Source organism: Qipengyuania pacifica (assembly GCF_019857205.1).
Classification (GTDB): domain Bacteria; phylum Pseudomonadota; class Alphaproteobacteria; order Sphingomonadales; family Sphingomonadaceae; genus Qipengyuania; species Qipengyuania pacifica.
This window is the reverse complement of the sequence record NZ_JAHWXO010000015.1, coordinates 1-18595: the sequence shown is the minus strand read 5'-3', so window position 1 is coordinate 18595 and position 18595 is coordinate 1. Positions and strand designations below refer to the sequence as shown.

The 18595-nt window shown below is 58.2% G+C and carries 27 protein-coding genes; 4 read left to right on the top strand and 23 right to left on the bottom strand.

Annotated features, from left to right (window positions below):
- Nucleotides 1-6: 6 nt before the first annotated feature.
- Complete coding sequence (locus KYK83_RS16020) at nucleotides 7-516, top strand: hypothetical protein (protein ID WP_222828979.1); 510 nt, start codon at nucleotides 7-9, stop codon at nucleotides 514-516.
- On the opposite strand, the gene KYK83_RS16015 is transcribed toward KYK83_RS16020, so the two are convergent.
- The 23 genes from KYK83_RS16015 to KYK83_RS15905 form a co-directional block, all read right to left on the bottom strand.
- A complete protein-coding gene (locus tag KYK83_RS16015; protein ID WP_222828978.1) occupies nucleotides 513-650 on the bottom strand; it encodes a hypothetical protein in 138 nt (45 codons plus the stop codon). The two genes, KYK83_RS16020 and KYK83_RS16015, sit on opposite strands and share 4 nt — an antisense overlap.
- A 176-nt stretch (nucleotides 651-826) precedes the next feature.
- Nucleotides 827-1186: a hypothetical protein gene (locus KYK83_RS16010; RefSeq protein ID WP_222828977.1), complete on the bottom strand. Its 360-nt coding sequence runs from the start codon at nucleotides 1184-1186 to the stop codon at nucleotides 827-829.
- 1 nt (nucleotide 1187) lies between these two features.
- Complete coding sequence (locus tag KYK83_RS16005) at nucleotides 1188-1643, bottom strand: hypothetical protein (protein WP_222828976.1); 456 nt, start codon at nucleotides 1641-1643, stop codon at nucleotides 1188-1190.
- Between the two features lie 11 nt (nucleotides 1644-1654).
- On the bottom strand, nucleotides 1655-2062 hold the full coding sequence (locus KYK83_RS16000; RefSeq protein ID WP_222828975.1) for a hypothetical protein: 408 nt from the start codon (nucleotides 2060-2062) through the stop codon (nucleotides 1655-1657).
- Nucleotides 2062-2421 carry an HK97-gp10 family putative phage morphogenesis protein gene (locus tag KYK83_RS15995; protein ID WP_222828974.1) on the bottom strand — a complete coding sequence of 120 codons (360 nt, stop codon included), beginning with the start codon at nucleotides 2419-2421 and terminating at the stop codon, nucleotides 2062-2064. The genes KYK83_RS16000 and KYK83_RS15995 overlap by 1 nt, the downstream gene beginning before the upstream one ends.
- Nucleotides 2418-2666, bottom strand: a complete 249-nt coding sequence (locus KYK83_RS15990) for a hypothetical protein (protein WP_222828973.1) — start codon at nucleotides 2664-2666, stop codon at nucleotides 2418-2420. Before KYK83_RS15990 ends, KYK83_RS15995 begins: the two co-directional genes overlap by 4 nt.
- The gene (locus KYK83_RS15985) at nucleotides 2663-2986 is read right to left on the bottom strand and encodes a phage head completion protein (protein WP_222828972.1); all 324 of its coding nucleotides are present in this window, start codon (nucleotides 2984-2986) and stop codon (nucleotides 2663-2665) included. The genes KYK83_RS15990 and KYK83_RS15985 overlap by 4 nt, the downstream gene beginning before the upstream one ends.
- Nucleotides 2983-3261, bottom strand: a complete 279-nt coding sequence (locus tag KYK83_RS15980) for a head-tail connector protein (RefSeq protein ID WP_222828971.1) — start codon at nucleotides 3259-3261, stop codon at nucleotides 2983-2985. Before KYK83_RS15980 ends, KYK83_RS15985 begins: the two co-directional genes overlap by 4 nt.
- Nucleotides 3258-3761: a hypothetical protein gene (locus KYK83_RS15975; protein WP_222828970.1), complete on the bottom strand. Its 504-nt coding sequence runs from the start codon at nucleotides 3759-3761 to the stop codon at nucleotides 3258-3260. The genes KYK83_RS15980 and KYK83_RS15975 overlap by 4 nt, the downstream gene beginning before the upstream one ends.
- Nucleotides 3754-5115 (bottom strand): phage portal protein, encoded by a 1362-nt coding sequence (locus tag KYK83_RS15970; protein WP_222828969.1) that lies wholly within the window; start codon nucleotides 5113-5115, stop codon nucleotides 3754-3756. The genes KYK83_RS15975 and KYK83_RS15970 overlap by 8 nt, the downstream gene beginning before the upstream one ends.
- A gap of 1 nt (nucleotide 5116) precedes the next feature.
- Nucleotides 5117-5332, bottom strand: coding sequence for a hypothetical protein (locus tag KYK83_RS15965; protein ID WP_222828968.1), 216 nt, complete (start codon nucleotides 5330-5332; stop codon nucleotides 5117-5119).
- 51 nt (nucleotides 5333-5383) lie between these two features.
- Nucleotides 5384-6820 carry a phage major capsid protein gene (locus KYK83_RS15960; protein WP_222828967.1) on the bottom strand — a complete coding sequence of 479 codons (1437 nt, stop codon included), beginning with the start codon at nucleotides 6818-6820 and terminating at the stop codon, nucleotides 5384-5386.
- Nucleotides 6817-7440: an HK97 family phage prohead protease gene (locus tag KYK83_RS15955; protein WP_222828966.1), complete on the bottom strand. Its 624-nt coding sequence runs from the start codon at nucleotides 7438-7440 to the stop codon at nucleotides 6817-6819. The genes KYK83_RS15960 and KYK83_RS15955 overlap by 4 nt, the downstream gene beginning before the upstream one ends.
- A gap of 11 nt (nucleotides 7441-7451) precedes the next feature.
- Nucleotides 7452-9332, bottom strand: a complete 1881-nt coding sequence (locus KYK83_RS15950; protein ID WP_222828965.1) for a terminase large subunit — start codon at nucleotides 9330-9332, stop codon at nucleotides 7452-7454.
- A complete protein-coding gene (locus KYK83_RS15945; RefSeq protein ID WP_222828964.1) occupies nucleotides 9295-9669 on the bottom strand; it encodes a hypothetical protein in 375 nt (124 codons plus the stop codon). Before KYK83_RS15945 ends, KYK83_RS15950 begins: the two co-directional genes overlap by 38 nt.
- 47 nt (nucleotides 9670-9716) lie before the next feature.
- Nucleotides 9717-9956: an HNH endonuclease gene (locus tag KYK83_RS17630; RefSeq protein ID WP_430299310.1), complete on the bottom strand. Its 240-nt coding sequence runs from the start codon at nucleotides 9954-9956 to the stop codon at nucleotides 9717-9719.
- Between the two features lie 84 nt (nucleotides 9957-10040).
- Nucleotides 10041-10568 (bottom strand): GIY-YIG nuclease family protein, encoded by a 528-nt coding sequence (locus KYK83_RS15935; RefSeq protein ID WP_222828962.1) that lies wholly within the window; start codon nucleotides 10566-10568, stop codon nucleotides 10041-10043.
- 114 nt (nucleotides 10569-10682) lie between these two features.
- The gene (locus KYK83_RS15930; RefSeq protein ID WP_222828961.1) at nucleotides 10683-11351 is read right to left on the bottom strand and encodes a transcription termination/antitermination protein NusG; all 669 of its coding nucleotides are present in this window, start codon (nucleotides 11349-11351) and stop codon (nucleotides 10683-10685) included.
- 392 nt (nucleotides 11352-11743) lie between these two features.
- Nucleotides 11744-13255 carry a YfjI family protein gene (locus KYK83_RS15925; protein ID WP_222828960.1) on the bottom strand — a complete coding sequence of 504 codons (1512 nt, stop codon included), beginning with the start codon at nucleotides 13253-13255 and terminating at the stop codon, nucleotides 11744-11746.
- Nucleotides 13252-14241, bottom strand: a complete 990-nt coding sequence (locus tag KYK83_RS15920; protein ID WP_222828959.1) for a CHC2 zinc finger domain-containing protein — start codon at nucleotides 14239-14241, stop codon at nucleotides 13252-13254. The genes KYK83_RS15925 and KYK83_RS15920 overlap by 4 nt, the downstream gene beginning before the upstream one ends.
- Nucleotides 14241-14666, bottom strand: coding sequence for a hypothetical protein (locus KYK83_RS15915; protein WP_222828958.1), 426 nt, complete (start codon nucleotides 14664-14666; stop codon nucleotides 14241-14243). Before KYK83_RS15915 ends, KYK83_RS15920 begins: the two co-directional genes overlap by 1 nt.
- A gap of 2 nt (nucleotides 14667-14668) precedes the next feature.
- Nucleotides 14669-15319, bottom strand: coding sequence for a hypothetical protein (locus KYK83_RS15910; RefSeq protein ID WP_222828957.1), 651 nt, complete (start codon nucleotides 15317-15319; stop codon nucleotides 14669-14671).
- Nucleotides 15320-15490: 171 nt separating this feature from the next.
- Nucleotides 15491-15691 (bottom strand): helix-turn-helix domain-containing protein, encoded by a 201-nt coding sequence (locus KYK83_RS15905; protein WP_222828956.1) that lies wholly within the window; start codon nucleotides 15689-15691, stop codon nucleotides 15491-15493.
- Between the two features lie 75 nt (nucleotides 15692-15766).
- On the opposite strand from KYK83_RS15905, the gene KYK83_RS15900 reads away from it, so the two are divergent.
- Genes KYK83_RS15900 through KYK83_RS15890 form a run of 3 tightly spaced genes read left to right on the top strand, consistent with a single transcriptional unit; the run spans nucleotide 15767 to nucleotide 18491 of the window.
- Nucleotides 15767-16852, top strand: a complete 1086-nt coding sequence (locus KYK83_RS15900) for a hypothetical protein (protein ID WP_222828955.1) — start codon at nucleotides 15767-15769, stop codon at nucleotides 16850-16852.
- Complete coding sequence (locus KYK83_RS15895) at nucleotides 16833-18014, top strand: tyrosine-type recombinase/integrase (RefSeq protein ID WP_222828954.1); 1182 nt, start codon at nucleotides 16833-16835, stop codon at nucleotides 18012-18014. Before KYK83_RS15900 ends, KYK83_RS15895 begins: the two co-directional genes overlap by 20 nt.
- A 6-nt stretch (nucleotides 18015-18020) precedes the next feature.
- Entirely contained in the window at nucleotides 18021-18491 is a 471-nt protein-coding gene (locus KYK83_RS15890; RefSeq protein ID WP_222828953.1) for a hypothetical protein, read from the top strand.
- The last annotated feature ends 104 nt before the right edge of the window (nucleotides 18492-18595 follow it).

Genomic DNA, 18595 nt, shown 5'->3' with positions numbered 1-18595 from the left:
CTGGCAGTGGCCATTTTAACTATTTGCGAGTATCGTCAGGCCGTTGAGTTGACCGAAGGACGTTCGAGTATGCGCTTTTTCTGGGTAGCCGTGGCCGTTGGCGCACTGTCCGCACCTGCAAGTGCAGACTGGCAATATACGCAATGGGGCATGTCTGCAGATGACGTAGTAGCCGCCTCGGATGGCAGCGTTGTCGAAGTGCAGGGATCTACGGGCGAACAGGTGCGAGGCCAAGACTTACGGGCGAATGGGAATTACTCGGCCGCAGGCATGACCTTCAAGGCGCAATTTTATTTCTCGCCTTTGTCCGGGGGGCTGTCCGCTATTCGGCTGCACCCTGAGAATAAAAATGCCTGTCCCGATCTCGAACGGGAAATCAGCGGAATTTACAGTCGGATTGGACGCTCAGAATATGCGAGCACTGAACGCAACCTGCGGGTCAGAGTGACGAATGCCTTCGACAAGTGCTTCCTGCTTTACGCACCCGTCACGCCGAACAACGATACCGGCCTCTAACCACGTTTCCTATTGAGCCACATGACCCAAAGCTTGGCACCGACGTGTTCGGCGCCGGGCTCTAATTCTGGCTCGGCTTGCTTTTCTTCGCCGAGCATCTCTTCCAGCGAGGGATAATTCTCCGGATCAATCATCCCCGAGAGCCGGCCATTCAGCCAAGCGCCGGTAACGACGTTCCGGAATTCATTCTGAGCTTTTTCGCTCGCACCCTGCAGCGCCAGTATGGTTGACCGGGGGGTCTCTTCGAAGAAGTCGGCGCGCGCATAGCCCGCCTTCCTGTAGGATCGGAAGATACCCTCCCAATCCCACGCTACTTCTTCGCCGCCGCCTTCTTCTTTCCGTTTCCCACCGGCTTGGGCGGTTCGACGCCGAGCAAGATTTCCTTGAAGGCGTTCTGCGGTGCTGGATCGTCAGCCATGAACATATCGATGGCTTCATCTTCAGTCACTGCAGGGTGATTCTGATGCAGCGCGCCATAGAAGATGGCAACCACGGTGCGCAGCATCGGGTTGCGGCCGACCGCAAGCGCCTGGCGCGCTTCCTCGGCCGCATCAAGCGAAGAATAGCCGAGCACGCGCTCGGCATCCATGAGAACGCGGTTATTGAGGGTCAGGCGATACGTCTGACCCTCGTAGTCGAATGTGGCGGTGCCTTCGAGACGATTGCCCATCTTATGGCGCCTCAGGTGCCGTGAGAGCGCCTTCGGTGTACTGGCGCACACGTCCGCGAAGGGTCGCGTCGACAACAGCACCCGGCGCCCGGCTTGGCTTCTCGTAGCCCAGCAGCAGGATTTCCCCGGTAGCTTCGACCGTGGAGCCCGCATTGTCACCGCGCAGGACGATCTTGAAGGCCCGACGCTCGCGGCTCAGAAGGTGCTCTTCGATCAGAAGATGATCTTCGCTGCCGGGGCGGTGCTTGATTACAGCTTCGAAAAGCGTCCAGTCGCCAAGACCGGCGACGTAGTCCTTGACCCCGCCGCTGCCCATGTCGGTATCTTCGACTTCATCGAGCGTGAAGCTGGGTTCCTTGATGCTTTTCAGGCCAAGGATCTGAGTGAGAGTTCCGGTGCTGCCCGTAAGGTGCAGTTCCTCTTCGATGGCGACAACGCCTTCGACATAATCTGCCATAGATTTATCCTTCAGAGTGGTGAGTGAGGGACGAAGAAATCGAGTATCGTCCGAAAGACCTTCAATCCCCCCGGAAGGCCTTCGGGGTCCGTGTCTCGCTCGAATGCGAGGCGTGATTTGCTGAAACTGGTAGCGCCTTGCTGCGCAGTGCTTTCGAGTTCGTCGACGACAGCGGCCTTGAGGGCTTTGAGGCTCAACGGCGTGAGGCCAAAAAGCTCAATTCTTATGCGCGGCTCCTTCAGTGCGTCGGTTCCGCCCTGGACGTAGTCACGGCCCGGCGACACGGTGGTCAGCACTCCAGCCGGAAAGGCATCTTCGTCGTCGCTCTTACGCTCGCTCCAATCGACCGCGGGCCGGTCGAACACCTGTCCCCACCCGATCGGTGCGGCACGAAGGCGGTCCTGCAGATCCTTTTCCATCAGACTGCCCCCTCAATCCGAGCGCCAACACGACTGCCGAATGTCTCAATGACCAGGCCTTCGTTCTTATCGAAGGAGGGCAGCAGCATAGGTGTTGCGCGCATTTTGACGGTGCCGAACTCGAAGAAGTGGCCCTTCCAATCGCCGATCACGACGCCAACCGTGCCGTCTTCGAACACCATGGCCTCGATGCTGTCGCGCAGATCGCCTTCGTCGACGGGCGCAAGGCTACGGGCATCCTCAGCGATAGGTTCGACAGCGTGCAGGGCATCGTCCTGCAGGTTGTTGCGAGACAAAGCTGATGTGATCGACTTGAGGTTATTAAGGGCCTCGTCGACACCATCCAGCTGGAATTTCATCCCGCGCTCTTTACCGCTTTCTCGATGTCGGCCTTAACGACCGCCCCTTTTTTGCCACTGCCCTTCTTCGGCAGTTCGATATTCTGAGCCTCGGCTGTTTCTTTCAATTCAGCGACCGTTGGCGGCACTTCTTCGACGTAGCCGAACTTAATGTCTGTCGCGGGGCGAGCGTGCTGATACTCGTCGCCTTCCTTGTGCTGTCCGTGAATGTTCCGATGAGGGCGAAGGGTCTTTACCTTGATCATTTTGCGTTCCTGACTGCTGTGATTTCGCGCTCTACGCGGTTGAGGCTGGGCACGTTGCCCTCGATGTCCCACTGGCCGTCCAGTTCAATCCGGTCTGCCGTCGTGATCGATCGCGTAAGAGCATTGTCGTCGACGTAGAATGTCGCAGGCTGGCTGGCCTGTTCCATAGCCGCTTGCCTGCGCTCGCTTCCCTTGCCGTAGATCACGTTGGCCCATTCGGTGCCGACCGGTGCGAATCCTTCGACTTCCTCATCGTGCTCGTTCTTTGTGATGCTGACACGCTCGAGGGTGATCAACGTGTCGCGGCGGCGCCCGGTCATGCCAGCGTCGGAAGTCGATAGGGGCGGGCGAGCGCAGCAACGCTGAGCGGCCAGCCGGTGACTTCGTCCATGTCGATCTTATCAGGCGGGTAGAACAGATACTCGATATACAGCAGCTGCGCAGCCTTCAGGTCGTCCAAGCTCTCGTCGAAGTTGTCGCCAGTGTAGCGCTCGATCGCGCCGCGCGCGGCGTTGATCAGCAGCGTGATGTAATCGTCCTGCTCATCGTGCCGCACGCGAAGCTGCGCTTTGGCTTCAGCGAGGGTCACGCTCATCGCGCATCCCTCCCGTCGCGTCCCTTCTTCACCGCCAGTTGCCAGCTATCGCCGGCACCCGGCTTGTCGACGGTCTCCGCGCTGCAATGCCACAGGCTACCGCCCCACGTAACCGTATCGCCCTTCACGTAGGTTTCTCCGTCCGCAAACACGCCGCGATACAACGGTACCGGGAAGGCGAGTTCGAACGAATATTCGTGCTCGCCCTGGCGGACCGAGAACTCGACCGTGCGGCCATCTTCGAGGATTCGGGCGTCTACATCATCGGCGGTTAGACCGTTGCGACCATGATCCCCGTCTTTACCGACAACGTGGCCCAGATCTGTAGTGCTGCCATCTGAATTCATAAGCACAAGGTTGCCATCGCGATCGATCACGGCAGAGCGCACCGACACTGACGCCGGGCGCTTCTCGAGATCCGCGATGCGCGCGATGAGCGGCTGTGTCGCTTCGCGCACGGCATCGCCGACGACTTCCGCGATGTCTTCGAGTTCAAGCATTCACGCGCTCCCTGACACGTTCGCGCAGCAGCGCCTTCTGGGCTTGCCGAGCAGCTTCCTGTTCCGCTTCATCCGGTTCATCGTCATTGACCGGCGGCGGCGCCGGTGCGGGAAGGGCGGGCGGGTTCTCGGCCTGCTCGATCAGCTGCTTGTCCCGCGCGGCGATCGCTTCGATCGAGTGATCTTGCTGCTGCAGATAGACGGTGCCGCCCCCGGTGATCGGCGGCGCATCGAGGCGCTTCCGCCGTTCGTCCAGGGTGAGAATGTTCTTGGCCTTGTCGAGCACGTCCATCTGTGTCGCGCTGTCCATGCGTAACAGATTGTCGATGTCGAATTCGGTGCCTAGCTTGTCGCCGGTACCGAGGCCTTCGTCGAGACACACCTCGGCCGCCTCCAAAAGCGTCTGCAGGCACTGGCTGTAATATTCGAGATTGAGCGCCTGAACGTTTGTGGCGGTGGGGGACGCGCCGACGCCGATTTTGTAGGGCGGCACGTGGAATGTGGAGCAGACTACTTCGGCAGTGAACTTCAACTGCTCCACCATCTGAGCGTCTTCAGGTGTTACAGAGAGGCTGTGATACTGCAGCCCGTCCCCAAGAACCGCTATCTTGCCTGCGTTCTCGCCGGTGAAATTCGAGTTCCAATACTCTTTCAGGCGCTGCGCATTGCCGTCGTCTATCTTGTTTGGCGCGATCAATAGTCCACCCGGGCGCGAGGCGTTGCCGAAGAAGTTGGCGCTGTTGTTCTGAATGCTGAGGCCCTGCGTGGCGGCGAGGCCCGAAGCATAGATAGGTGAAATGCCAACCAGCGGGTGAAAAAGGCAATTGAAACGATCGTGAATCACCTCAGAGGCTGGCACGACGATCGACGCCTCAGTTATCCCGGCGATGTTATCGGCATCGAGTTGGTAATAAACCGAACCATCCGGCGCAATGAGGGGCTGGCAGCGCTGCGGGTCGAGCACATGCAGCGAAGTGACCACACCGCGGTTGTCGCGACCCTTCAGAATGTATGTGTTGCCGCGCGAAAGCTTCGACAGGATCCAGCTTTCCCAGAATTGGTTGCGGGTCTGTATCGCGTTGGGCTTGCGCAGCACTGGCGAATAAGCAGAGTTCGTCGTTTCCGACCAGATCCCGTCGTTCAAAGCGACCAGCTTGACACGTAGCTTCGCAATGTCGCTCGCGATCAGCGTCATGCAAGAAAACACAGCATGGTTCGCGAGAACCGCCTTTGGATTGACCTCGACGTTCTTCTGCCATGCGCCAGAAAACGATTCGAGAATGCGACCCCACCCACTCGACGCGGGCGACGTAAGCGCCTTCTCGCGCGAGATGTTGAAGCCGAGCAACTTCATGTCAGGCTTTCGACTTCTTCTTGCGACGTTTGGGCTTCTTCGGCGCAGCGGGTTTTTTCTCAGGCGAGTTCGACGGCTGTTCGTCACCTTCACGCACTGCGTTGAGTGCTAAGGCGAGACGAGCTTCCGGACCTGAGAGCACTACAGGCTCGTCAGCGGTCAGCATGCGCGTGCCATAGCGGCCGGTGCGATTGGCAATCATAGTGCGGTGAGCCATTGCAGCCTCCTTGAAAGAGGCAGCGGGGCCGAAGCCCCGCCACCCGCTTAGTTACGCTTCGTCGGAAGGTGCGGTGACGGCGCCGCCCCATGCAACATCGCGCAGGACCTGGACTGCTTCTGCGCGGCGGCGCGCCCAGTTGAGCGTGCGTTCGGCGCGGAAACCGACGCTGTTGGTCTGCCAGAGGCTAACCAGCGAGCTCTCGGTAGGCGTGGTGCTGTCATGCGACGGTGCATTGTCCATCTCCAGCGACGCTTCGCGCGACATATCGACAGCGATGCCACCTTCGTCTGCGAAGTAGATGTCGTTGGCGTTGAGAATGACCACGAAACCGTCGGGGACGTATTCCGAAGTGATCACCGGCAGTTTCAGCAACCGCCCACCGTCCATGCCCATGTCGCCAAATTCGGCCTGGCCGAGCGCGTTCGTCATGGTGCCGACACCAAGCGCCATTCCGGACTGCATGATCAACACCGCCGAGCTGCCCCGGTTGTTGGCGTTGATATACTGTTGGAGCAGCGAACGGACGTCGAGACGGATATCGTCGGCATCGCCCGAACCACTTGCGGCGATCGACTGGATCCCATTCGTGATCGAGGCGGGCTTGACGCCGGCCGTCCCGGCGTTTGCCGGGTTGATGAAGTCGGTATCGATACGCTCTGCCAACGCGTCGCGCAGTGCGTCGCGCACCATCTGTTCGCTGTTGGCGCTGGCATCGCGAATGACTTCTTCAGTCAGAACAGCGATGTTGGCGGCCTTCAGTGGTTCCAGCGTGGTGCGGGCAAAGTCGAAAGACGTCAGCGGCTTCGCCTTTCCTTCACCAACCCAGTAACCGGCACCGCCACCCGTCTGGCTACCCAGCGGGACACGGAACGGCACGTTGCGAAGGGCAGGGATGCCATTCGTGCCGAACTGGCCGAGAATGGTTGCCGGGCGAAGGAATTCAACGAAGTCGGCGAATGCGCCGCCTTCTGCCGATACAAGATCAGCGGCCCAGTTTCCGTCTGCAGTCGAACCTGCGCCAACCGGGGCGCGTTCGATCTTGCCGAAGCCCTGCTGAGCGAGCGATTTCAGCGTACCGACCGCATTGCTGTCCTCGCCGTAACGAGCCTGCGCGTAGCGTTCAGCGCCGAAGATATCGCCCCTGGCCATGCCGTAGCACTTGACCAACCGCGCGAACTCGATGCCCGGTGCAAGCTTCTGCTGAGCCTTCACCTGAATGGAACCGCCGCGCGAAGCCGAAGCTTCAGCAGCATTGCCGCCAGCAGCCGGAACCGCCTTGGCAATCATGGCCTTTTCCATGGCCTTCAGGCGACCGAGATGTTTGTCGATTTCAGCGATGTCGGCTTCGTTCTCGTCGAACGTGTCCGACTGTTCCTGATCGAGAGTGGTGCCTTCTTCAGCCGCCTTTTCCATGATGGCGGTGTTGGCGTCGAGCAGGGTCTTCTTGCGAGCCTCGAAGGCCGCAATCTGTTCTTGGATATTCATGGTTTCGTCCTCTTGATGGAGCGAATGACAAAGGGTTTCGCCCCATCGCGGGCGGGTGCATCCAGCTTCACGGTGCGCTTGATGTTGCCTGTCGCGGCGGGCGCACTGCGTTGCGGAATTTCAGGTTCGGGGCGGCCGGCCGCCTTGCGCAGGCCAGCGTCGATCGATTTGACGGCAGTGATGGTCGCATCAGCCTGCGCGGGGATGGTGACGGCAGAGAGCTCGAACCAATCCCACTCGTCGAATTCGATGCCGCCCTCTTTGAGGAACGCGTACTTGATCGGGCTGAACCCGATCGACACGGCGGCGACGAGTTTCATCTTGATGCTCTGCCAGGCGAAGTCGAGCAGTTCCTTCAGCGTGCCGGGCTCGTCGGTCTGAGCAAGCTTCGCCTTGAACTTGATGCCAGCCGGTGTTGCCTCGGCCTCGATGACGTGGCCGACCGGTTTGTCGTGCTGATGCTGCCAGAGAAACGGTAGCGGGAGATTGAATTTTGCGCCCATCGGATTGACGATATCGCCCATCCGGTCTGTCGAGGGCGTCGTGGCGATGCCCTCGATGATGCGCTCTTCCTCGTTCACCGACTTGATTTCGATGAACGAATAGGCCCGATCCTTCATCGGCTGCTCCTTTAGATGATGAGCATCTGGTATTCTGCGGAAGATGTGCTGCCCATTGCGGCAGCGGCACCGATGGCCATGCAGATTGCTACGGCGACATCGATCTTGTTCGATGATCGCTCCTTAGCCAGCCAGCGATTGTCCCATTTGTCCTCGTCGACGACTGCCGACATCATGTGAGAGATGAGCACCGGGTTCGTGAGAAACCGAATCCGACCCTCCAGAATTGCTTCTTCGAGGAGACGAAGCGAGCCAGGCATCCACAAACCTTCCGGCTTGCGGTTCTCGCTCTTCGCGACCTGCTTCATTTCCTCGCTAGGTTCACCCTTTTTCGTCCCACCTTGCGGGTGCATGATGAAGGGTAGATCTAAGCCGAGCTTTACAACCTCTTCTTCGAAGCGACGGAAGGCATACTGATCGTAAGCGATGAGCCCGATTTCATAGTCGCGGTCATCATCTGCCAGAGACTGGGCAACATGATCGAAGCGGATGCTTTTGCCCTTGGGTGCTTGCAGGTAGCCGTCGGCGACCCACTGCAGGATGACATCGAGCTTCCATTCGACGGCGTGCGCTTGAAGCGTATCGCCCGGCGTCCATGCCTCTATCCAGCAATCATACGTGGGCTTCTCGATCGTCTTTGCCTGCCCGTTGACCAAGACCTCGACCGGCATCGTGCCCGTTTCGACAATATTGGCCTTCGCAGTGATGTCGCGCGATCCGCTAAGGTCGATGCCCTGCGCGATCTTCTTGCCATGATGCTCGCTCGGATCGAATACGCCCAGGCATGGCTCCAGCGTCTCGCGGGTCATCCATGCAGTCTCTGCGTCGGTCCATCTGCAGAAGTGCAGCCGCAAAATGTTGTTCAGCTTGCCCGGCAGCGCCTTCGCCTGCGCAACTACTCCCGCGAGGTAATCTTCGGTGATTGTCACCCCAAGAAGAGGATTGGCCTTGATCCAGCAGGTTGGATCTTCGAGCGGATCGTCCTTCTCATCGAGGGCGCAGACATAAGCGAACGTGGAATCGTCGAGCGGTTCGCCGATGTATTTGGCATCGCCGTGCTTCGCGTCCCTATTCCCCGATGCGACCCGAACGGCGTGTTCGTGCTCTTCCCAGCAAACCGAATTCCGATCACTGCCGGAATTGGTAATCATCAGCAGCAAGGGCTGGCGCCGGAATTTGAAGCCGCGTTCCAGCATCTCCATCACGCCGCGATCGGGATGTTCGTGGACCTCGTCGCACAAAGCCATGTGCGGGCGTGGTCCGGACCCGGTCTTTTTCGCTTCACGGCTGATCGGCCGGAAAAATGATCCTTTCGCCAGATACGAGAGATTAAACTCTCGCCCAGGTCCGCCACTCGATTTGATGCGCTTGGCAAGATCGGGCGACTGGTCCTTCATTTTCACGGCATCGCGAAACAGGATGCCCGCCTGATCTTTGGTGGCGCCGGCTGCGTAGATCTCCGCGCCCGCTTCATTGTCGGCGGTGAGGCCGTAGAGGCCGATCCCGCCCGCTAATGGTGACTTCCCGTTGCCCTTGCCCTGCTCGATGTAGGCACGGCGGAATCGACGAACCCAGCCATGATCAGGATTGTCACGCTGCCAGCCGAATATCGAACCGATGATGAAATCTTGTGCGGGCTGCGACTGGAAAGGCTCACCTTCGAACTGACCTTCGGAGAGCTTAAGTTTCGTTTCGAAGAACCGCAGCGCACGTGCGGCCAGATCCTTATCGAAGCGAAGGCCGCGCGCAGCACCGGCCTTCAGATCGTCGAGATGTCGCTGGCAGGCGTTACGAACGTGAGGCCCTGCAATAATCTTCCCGGCGACAACTGCCTTCGCGTATGCTGTGGCGCGATCAGCTGTCGAAGAACTCGTCTTCTTCTTCGTCTTCATCGGCTATCGCAATCCGGGTTCTGTCGGCTGGGGTCGCCCCCAGTTTCGAGAGCATCGTCTGCAGCATGTTGAGCTTAGAAACGCCGACGTCTTCACCCGACAGCAACCCGCCGCGGACCTTGGCGCAAACCTCGATGATCGCCCGGTCACTCTCCATTAGCCAGGGCAGTTCCCGCTTGAACCCCTCCCATGCGGACTTGCCGTGCTCATCCAGAAAAGCGGAGGGCTTTCCGAGCGGCGTTCCTTTGGGGTCTTTGCGATCGCGATGGCGTTGCGGGTTCTTGGCTGCAGCCCCGGTGACCCGGGCCTTCGCAGCCGGGGTGCGAGGATTAGGCATTCATCTTTCAGCCCTGCAATCTGAACTGTGGATGTGAGAAATTATGATCAACGTCGGTTTCCGCCTCGTCGACCAAACGATTTGCGACCACCCCCCGGGGGTACTGGCCAGCCGTCCGCTCCGAACTCTGGCCTTTCTCGATATCCAAACTCTTCCCGGGTGACTTGATCGTGGTGCTCTTCGCACAGGCAGCGGATGTTCTCGTCGACATCCTCGCCACCTTGGGCGAGCGGGATAATGTGATCGGGGACAGTGCTGCGTCTCGTAACGCCTTCAGCCTTGCACATGCGGCAGAGAGGTTCGGCTTCGAGCCTTGCACGTCGGAGGGCCACGCCTTTGCGCCCGCGTATGCGTTCGCCCATGCTCGGCTCCTATGAAGCGGTAAGGAACTCCGGATGCTGAGACTTCACGGTCTCAAGATCTGCACGATCGAACAGCCAGCGGAACTTCTTGGACCTCGGCTTCCTCTTCCGGAGACGGGGGAGGATGTCTTCAGGTATTGCCCGCAAAGCGCTTTCGCTCACTCCGAGATAGTCAGCAGCGAGGCTGGTATCGAGCATCCTTGTGGTCAGAGCAGAGCGCAATCGCCATGGCGCGTTATCCCGAACGGCATTGGCAACTGCACAGTCGTTATACTTGGGCGCGAACTTCTGGATGAAGTGTCCTTCAATTTCCATCAGCCGATCAATGGTGCACCGAATGAACGATACGGAATCGAAGACCTTCTTGCCTTCGGTGAGGTGCGTCTCGATGCGCCACTTGAGGGTTTTACTCTGCCCGATGTAGACGAGCACACCGTCATCCCAGAGAAAATAGACTGCCGGAAAGCGGCGATCCTCGAGAAAGAACTGCGACAGGTGGACCGGGTCACCCTGTTTGGGTATTGAACCATAAGCCATTGCGAACCTTACCCTTCGCTGTGGTTAGGCCCGGCTCGGTGTACCACCACCTTGTCGGGCCGTTTAATTATCAGGCATGCTTCGCACTTTGCGAAAAGCAGTTTTCCCACATGACTAATCGCCCAGGTACTTGGACGCGTTCCGATGACGCGACGCCCGCCTATCTCGTTCATCTTGTAGCCCATGTTTCTGACTCTGGGAAGAGTTATCTTCGCCGCCTGTGCATAAACCTGCACCGGACGGCTGGGTAACCATCGGGCTGACATCGCAAGAGGGAACGACAGTGCCGTTGATAAAACCTGTGAATTCGAGCGCGAGGTCACCGTTGTTCCGGATCTCGACAATCTTGCCGACGAGGCCGGAGAATGCCTCGCTCTCGATCTTCACCCTCTGGCCCACCACATAAGCACGAGCAGCGGTCTTCTTCCGCTTCTGCTTGGCCTCCCGCCGGATGGCGTCGAGGTGCGCCTGCCATTGGTCCTGCATACGGGTCTCATATTCCCGCAGCGGATCGAGTGACGCATCGGAAGCGGTCAGCGCCCTGCTATCCCGTTGGAGGATCGAGAAAGGCGGGTGATCCGATACCGGGGCGTGGATGATGGCCAGCAGTTCGGGAAGGTAGCCGACTTCGACGAACACGAAGCCCGGCAGCAGGGCCACCGGTGCATCGCGGAACTTCTTCGAACGGGGCCGACGCTTGCGCTCCATGGCGACAGGCGTCCAGGCGTCTATCCCGGCGATGCTGAGCGAACGCATAAGCCTGAGCGTGCGCTGTCCGGTCATCTGGAGGATGCACCAATCTGAACGTGGTGTCGCAAGTGTCGCAGGTGTCGCAGCGGTATCTGCTACATTCCCGCTTTTAGCGTCAGGCTTGTTCATAATTGATACCTAAATGATTGATTATACAATAGAATATGTATTCCCTTTCCTTAGTTGGAAAGAGAGGGAACGGGCCATTTTTGGCTAAACTGTCGCAGGGTGTCGCAGGCGGTTGCGACAGTTATGGTGGGAAAATCGCCATTTCGGGTGGACCCCTTGCGACAGTTGCGATTCTTGCGACACCTGCTGCCGAAGCACGTGGAGGACCGCAGAAAACCGCGGTTCTGTATCGGTCGTCGCTGGTGAGACTGTCGGTGCGACACCTTGCGACTGTTGCGACAGTGGAGGGGGGCAGATCAGTCACGGCCGACTATCACTCTCCACGCTACCTGGCGCTTCTTGCCCTTAACCTCGGCACCATTTGGCATCAGCACGACGTGGTCGTGCCTCGCCAACACTTCGAGCGCTTCCTTTATATCATCTGTTCGGCTCCGCAGTGCAGTTGGTCCGAGCCTGCTCGCATCGGTTGCGCTGATGAAGGGCTCGGTCCACTTCTCGGCCAGCCAATCGGATAGCAACTGGGCATTCTCGATGTGTTGCGGCATTGCGGCTTTACCGAAGAGGCGAAGAGCCTCTGAAAGATAGAACTCGGCGAGCTTGATGCCCTTGAGCATCTGCTGTTCGCCAATGGTGTCAGCCCGGATACCTTCAGCAAATACCGTCAAGTTGCCAGCGATGCGCGCAGCCATCTCCGATAGCTTGCCCACGAAGCCTTTCACCGACTGATACTTCCCGTCGGGGCCGAGCTCTCGCTCGATGCTGTTGTAGAATGACCACCAGAGCTTCGTTGCGCGCGGATCTAGCTTGAGCGTCTCCGGAGAGAGCACGTGAGTATCAATATCCATGGGCATCGCTGCGCGGACGATTTGTCCAAGCCGTTCTTCGAACTCGGCGACTGCCTGCAAAGCGGCGGGGTCGCGTCCGGCGTCAGGATCGACCAAGCGCGTCCCAGCGAGGCTCTCGGGATGCGAAACGAGAAGGCGGCTCAGAAAACCTTGCCCTTGGGCCTCGGCATTGCCGAGCAACCGGCCGGCTATGCTCGGCTGGATCATCAGGTGAAACGTCAGGCGCTTGCCTTCTAAGACTGAGTGGCCTTCGCCAGCCGTGAGAATGTGAACGGGGGTGCCATCCCAAAAGTCGCTCAAGGTTGCGATGGTTTCGAGCCGGTTGTCATCTGTGAAGCCGTAGCCACCCAGCCAAGAGCCACCTTCGTCCGACATCAGGCCCAGGGATGGGCGGCCGTGTAGAAAGCGCTTCAGCAATCCCTGAGTAGTACCCTTGCGAATGACGATACCGGGTTCGACCGGACCTTCAGGGCGAGGGCCCAGAGCGCGATAGGCTTCTTCGAGCGCATGACGACCGTTCTTCTTATGGGTCTGTGTCGCCTGCTTCTTGGCTTCGTCCCACGCAGCCTGCTGGATCAGAGCATCGGCTTTTCTATCGAGGAAATCAGCGCGCAAATCTGTTTCGAAGTTGCTGACAGCCTGCATTGCATACTGATCGGAAGTCGATTTGCGATCGCCGCTTTCCGCTACCGAGACCATGAAAAGGCTCAGAGGGCGGATTTGACCGGTTGGTAATAGGACATTGAAATGCGGTTGGACCGCCAACGAACACGCTGAGAGGATCGACTGCGCAGCCAAGCTGTGCGGCACGAAGGCGAGCTTCGATATGCCTTCAACTGCGAGCCGCATGGTATCTTCGAGATATCCCGTGGGGAACGGTTGCTGTGTTCCACGATCCGGCATGAGTGGCGCCGGCTCAGGGCGCGCGAATTCTACCGCACTAATCTTTTCGGCTGCGCTCATGCGTGGATGCCCCGCAGTTCATCGTTCCAGTCCTTGAATGATTGGTCAGGATAGATCGAAGAAACGGCCAATCCTTGGCTGAGATAGGCAGCTTCGGCCTCGTCGACCGCCTTGCGGCCACCGTCGTTATTGTCGCCAGCTAGGATCACTTCCGATACGTCCGCCGGCAGGTCCATGCGCGACATCATCGCTGTGCCGCAGCTAACCCAGATCGACCGATCACCAAGCTGTTGCAGGAGGGTCAGGCCATCTTCCGGCCCCTCGGTAATGACAACTTGATTGGTGACCGGGCCCAGGCGGAGTGCCGAACCAGCGATTATCCCGAAGCTCAACTTCGCTTTCGCGGCTGAACCATCCGGACGTTGGCGCTCGTACTTCTTACGTCCACCGTCGTCGAGAAATACGCATTGAACGCCTACGATTGATCCCGTGCGGTTCTGCAGAGCGCAAGCGAGAGCGGGCACGTTCTTCCCGACCTCACCAGTTTCCGGATTTCGCCACCTGGGCGTGAGAACGAAGCGGACGCTTGCGGGCGGAACGATGTTGATCTTCCTGCTGTGGAGGTAGACTTCGGCAGGAGTGTCGGCAATCGGCCTGGTCTGCGCCCAGATCGAACGGGCCAATGCAATACGATCGGCAATTTCTTGCTCACTGGCCCGTTTCCTCTTCGCGCGTTCTGTGACCGACACGACGGGAAACGCCGATCCGCTAAGCGTCTCGACCGCCTTCATGAAGCTCAGGCCCTCGAGCTGAATCAGGAAGGTAATGGCATCGCCGCCCGCGCCGCAGCCATGGCAGTGGTATGTGCCTTTATCGTCGTTCACTTCGAACGACGGCGTGCGTTCTTCATGGAATGGGCAGAGGCCAACCATCTCGCGAGGTCCGCGCCTTTTGAGTGCCGTGTGACGGCCCGCGATGTCCGACATGTTATGTCGGGCACGAGCCTCGGCAACGACGCTCTGGAAATCGGCATCGGACAGGCGCATCAAGCGGCGCAATCAGTTCTTGCCGAGACATACTCGCGGATTTCGCGTGCGTGAGCCCGGCACCCGGCTGCCATTTCATCATATTCGCGGGCGCGACCGAGCAGTTCGATATCGCTGCATTTCGAAACCGGCACGATCATGTTTTCGCCTCGGCGACGAAGGAAGTAGGCCTTCTGAAGGTGGGTGAACCCGGGAAGGGTGAGCTGTTCCGTAGGCTCTAAGCTAGGCTTGAACTTGCCGATCTGTTTGCGGACTGTTTCATCGATCTGCTGGCGAGCCAACACGGTGTAGAAGGCCGCATCATCGCCGTAGATGTCTGGATGATCTGCCATCACTTGAGCTGCGATCCAGTCCTTTTGAACTGTATTGCCTTCCTCAAGTGCAGCCGTGATCAGATCCGACACACGTTTCCCGAGTTCTTTCATGGCTAAATCCTCGTGATGATGTTGTCGTGAACTGCGTCGATTTGCGTGATGAGCTTGCGCACTTCAGCGCGGTCAGCATCGACCAAGCGGGGGATAACGTCCGGGATCGACCAAGCTGCAAGCTCGCGCGAGTAATCGCTCAGCATGCCCTTGAAGTGCATGGCCTTGTTGAAGTCGTCAGGATTGCGATCCCCTAGTTCGATCACCGGGCGAGGCTTTCGTCCCATGTCGGCAAGCCTAGTCACGGTCGGGGGTATTGCGCTGTCAACTTGATCATCGAACGTTTCGAGGGGAACGTTCGCAAGGCGGACAGCCGTAACCTGTTGGCGTTTGGACATTCCCGCAGCTTCGGCCACCCCTCGGCGAGTGGCAGCAAAAGTGCCGCCGCCGTCATTTTTGGTCGTATCTCCTCCACGTCCGTCAAACTGCTTAAGCAGCTCTCCGCAACGTCGAATCGCTCGCGCCTGGATGCGGTCGGCGTGCTTCCGAAGCACATCATCGCCAGCCTGTTTAGCGTAACTTGCGAGTGCCTCGGCCTTATCAGCCCAGTCCTTACACTCATCCACCTGTTCGCAGTTGGCCAGCGCCGTCTTCGCAGCCTCGTAAGCAGCTGGCAGCTTAGCGTCCGTCGGGGAGATTGCCGGAAGGGTCATTATGCCACCTCGAATGCGGCGCGAAAGCGAGCGAACGCGATGTCCCGTTGCTCTCGCCAGTGTTCGTTTTTGCTCAGGTCGGGGTCCGCCAACTCGGCCTTGAGCAATGTCGTGTGCACGAGAAATGCCGAGGTCGCGTCGATTGGATCGAACCGGATGACCTGAATGGGCTCAGATCTGGGAGGGAACATCGGTCGCGCCCGAAGCGAAGGCTTTGTCCAACTCGCTCTTCCGGAAGAAGAGCTTGCCGCCTTTCCGGATGACTGGAATTTCATTGATCTCAGCGAGGCGATAAATCGTCCGCGGCTTCAGCCCAATATACGCGGCGGCCGCAGCCGCGCCGTCGAGCAGGTCTTCAGATAATGCTTGCATGCTACATCCTTTTCCGTATATTCCAGAAACTACATTAGGTCGTGCAATTAGAAGACCTAATCCAGTCTATACATCGTGACGCGCTTGTATGCAAGCGTTTCAAGAGAACATTTTGGGAACAGCGTTGTGCAGCAATTTTCATTTGCCGAGGTAGAGGCGATCCTGGCGAGGCAATTTCGCATTGCGAGCAGAAAGCGCGCAGCGTTCAGAAGTAGGGTGAAGGCTTTACAAAAGTATGGGGTGCCGAAAGGGCAGGCACGTGGGCGAGGACTACCCGCCAGCTTTAACGTCGATCAGATTCTTCAAACGGCACTAGGGCTCGAGCTGACTAATGCTGGTCTCAGTCCACAGATAGCGTGCAAGGTCGTACTGCGATCATGGTGGGCTAATCTGCCATTAGTTTACGAAGCGCTGAACTTCTTGAATGGAAATGAACCAGAAGATGAGGGATTAGCGCTCGGTTGGTGTTGGCGTATTTTTGTCGAGAATTTTGATGAACTTATGGACCCGAAACTTCGCGACAGTTGGTCACAGCAATATTATTGGCTGACGCCAATGGTCGGATATGACCTTTGGGCTTTGAATGGGGTCTCCGGGAAAAACAGATCCCCTTCGATCGAGCGAGCCGTGGTCATCAATGCAACGGCGTTCTTCGCCACGTTCGTTTGGGCAATTGGTCTAGAAACAACCATGGCACTCGGAGAAGTGTTGGCCGATTACAGGGAGGCGGAACGCTCACTCCCTGATATCGCCGCCATTGTTTCTCGCGAACTAGCTGTGGAAGTAGAGGACGCAATCTCAGGCGTTGGCGACGGGGCGAAGCAGCGCGCCGCTGCCGAAAAAAGACGAGAAGAGGCGTCTCACTTCTTGAGCAACGAACGCGGCGAACAAGATTTGTGGGCACTGCAGTTGGCTCTCTCTGATGCAGCACATGAGGAGATGAGTTGGGCGATCACCCCCTCCATTAGCAGAAGCGGAATTCCACAAACCGGTGAAGTCCTTGATAGAAGGCGGGAGGGCCAAACTGAATTGTACGAGCGTGGCCTAATTGAAGAGCCCCCAATAGACGCCTTTGCAGAACCTGTGCTTACAAAGTTAGGGCGTATTTTCGTGACTAAATTTTCGTTGGAGGGCGACCGCTATGTCGATCCGGAAGCGTGAATGGAATACTCCACGGGGCGATGAACGCGTGGCTTGGGTCGTCGATTACCGAGACAGCGCGGGCACACGTCGTAACAAGCAGTTCAATCGCAAGAAGGACGCCGAAGCGTTCGAGACGCGGGCGCGACATGAAGTGCGGCAGGGCACACACACCGCCGACAGCCAAAGTATTACGATCGAGCAGGCTGGCGAAAACTGGATTGCCCGCGGCGAGCGGGAAGGACTCGAGAAGTCGACGCTCGACCCTTACCGCCAGCATCTCAAGCTTCACATTCTGCCAAAACTGGCCGGGCGCCGGCTGAACCAACTCACAAAACCAGCCGTCGAAGAATTTCGTGACTGGTTGCTCGATAATGGTCGCTCACGCGCAATGGCAAAGCGCGTGCTCGGCTCTTTGACCGCGCTGATTAAGGAAGCGGAGCGCACTGGCTACGTCGCGCAGAACGTGGCGAAGGGCGTTACCGTGAAGCGTTCGGGCAGAGAGAAGCCGAAGGTTGTCCCGCCGACGAAGGAGCAAATTCGAAAGCTTATCGCAGCAGTTTCGCATGCAGATGCACGACCGATCGACAAGCCAATCCTATTGGTCCTGCTGTTTGCTGGGCTGCGAGCTTCCGAATTGCGCGGCCTCGCTTGGCGGAACATTGATTTCAAAGCAGGCACGATCACCATTGCGCAGCGAGCTGACCGAAAGAACGAGATAGGGCCGCCAAAGTCCAAATCAGGTTTTCGGACGATCCCGCTTCCGCAAATGGTGATCACCGAACTGAAAGCCTGGAAACTACGCTGCAAGCCATCGCATCTCAACCTTGTGTTCCCAAGCGATGCGGCGACTCCAGTCTTTCATGCAAACCTTGTGCTCGGCTTTCTTGAGCCCACCCAGGTCCGCGCAGGGCTGACTGAACCACGTCTGCGCGGCGGCAGGGCGCTCCTCGATCAAACGGGAGAGCCGGTCCTGAAAGGCCTCTTCACCCTTCACGATTTCCGCCACGCATGTGCCAGCCTGTGGATCGAGCAGCGAGTTGTCCCCAAACGAGTGCAGGCTTGGATGGGTCACCACTCGATCCAGGTCACCTTTGACACTTATGGTCACTTGTTCGAAGCGCTCGAGCAGGACGCCGGTGTGATGGCTGCGCTTGAAGCGGACATCATGGGAGCAGCGTAGGAGAAAATGATGCACCATTTACGGAAATTGCTTGTCCTCGGCGTAAACGAGCTACTGGCTAGGGGAGAAGTCCAATTGGACGGACCTTCGAAGAATGATCACGACGACTATGGCCATATTTTCTGCGATATCGCGGGGGAAAACAGTGTGGTTGCCTGGACAAATATTGGCTCTCAGGAATTGCGAGTGTCAGTGTGGTGGAAATACGACCACGAAAAGCATCCGCAGAAAGACGCTCCTGGGAATGCGCAGGAATGCTTTCGGACCTCTCGGCCATTGGCAAAAGAGCAGCATTATCCCAAATTCGTTGGTGCATTTGCTAGCGGCTGGCTCGAACGCGAAACTGGAAAATATCTTCAAGGTCGAGGGCCAACCGGCATTTTCGACAAGTATGTTCGCAGAAACGAATTAGATGCCTTAAAGCAGTTGGCTGACCCGATCCCTGCAGGGTTTGCCTCGGAAGGCGATCTGCACTAAATGCTGCAAAAACGTAGCATGCTCCCCGGACGCCCCGTAACTCCGCCACTCTTCGACGGACTCTGACTCCGTCAATTGAGGTTCGAATCCTCACGGGGCATCCA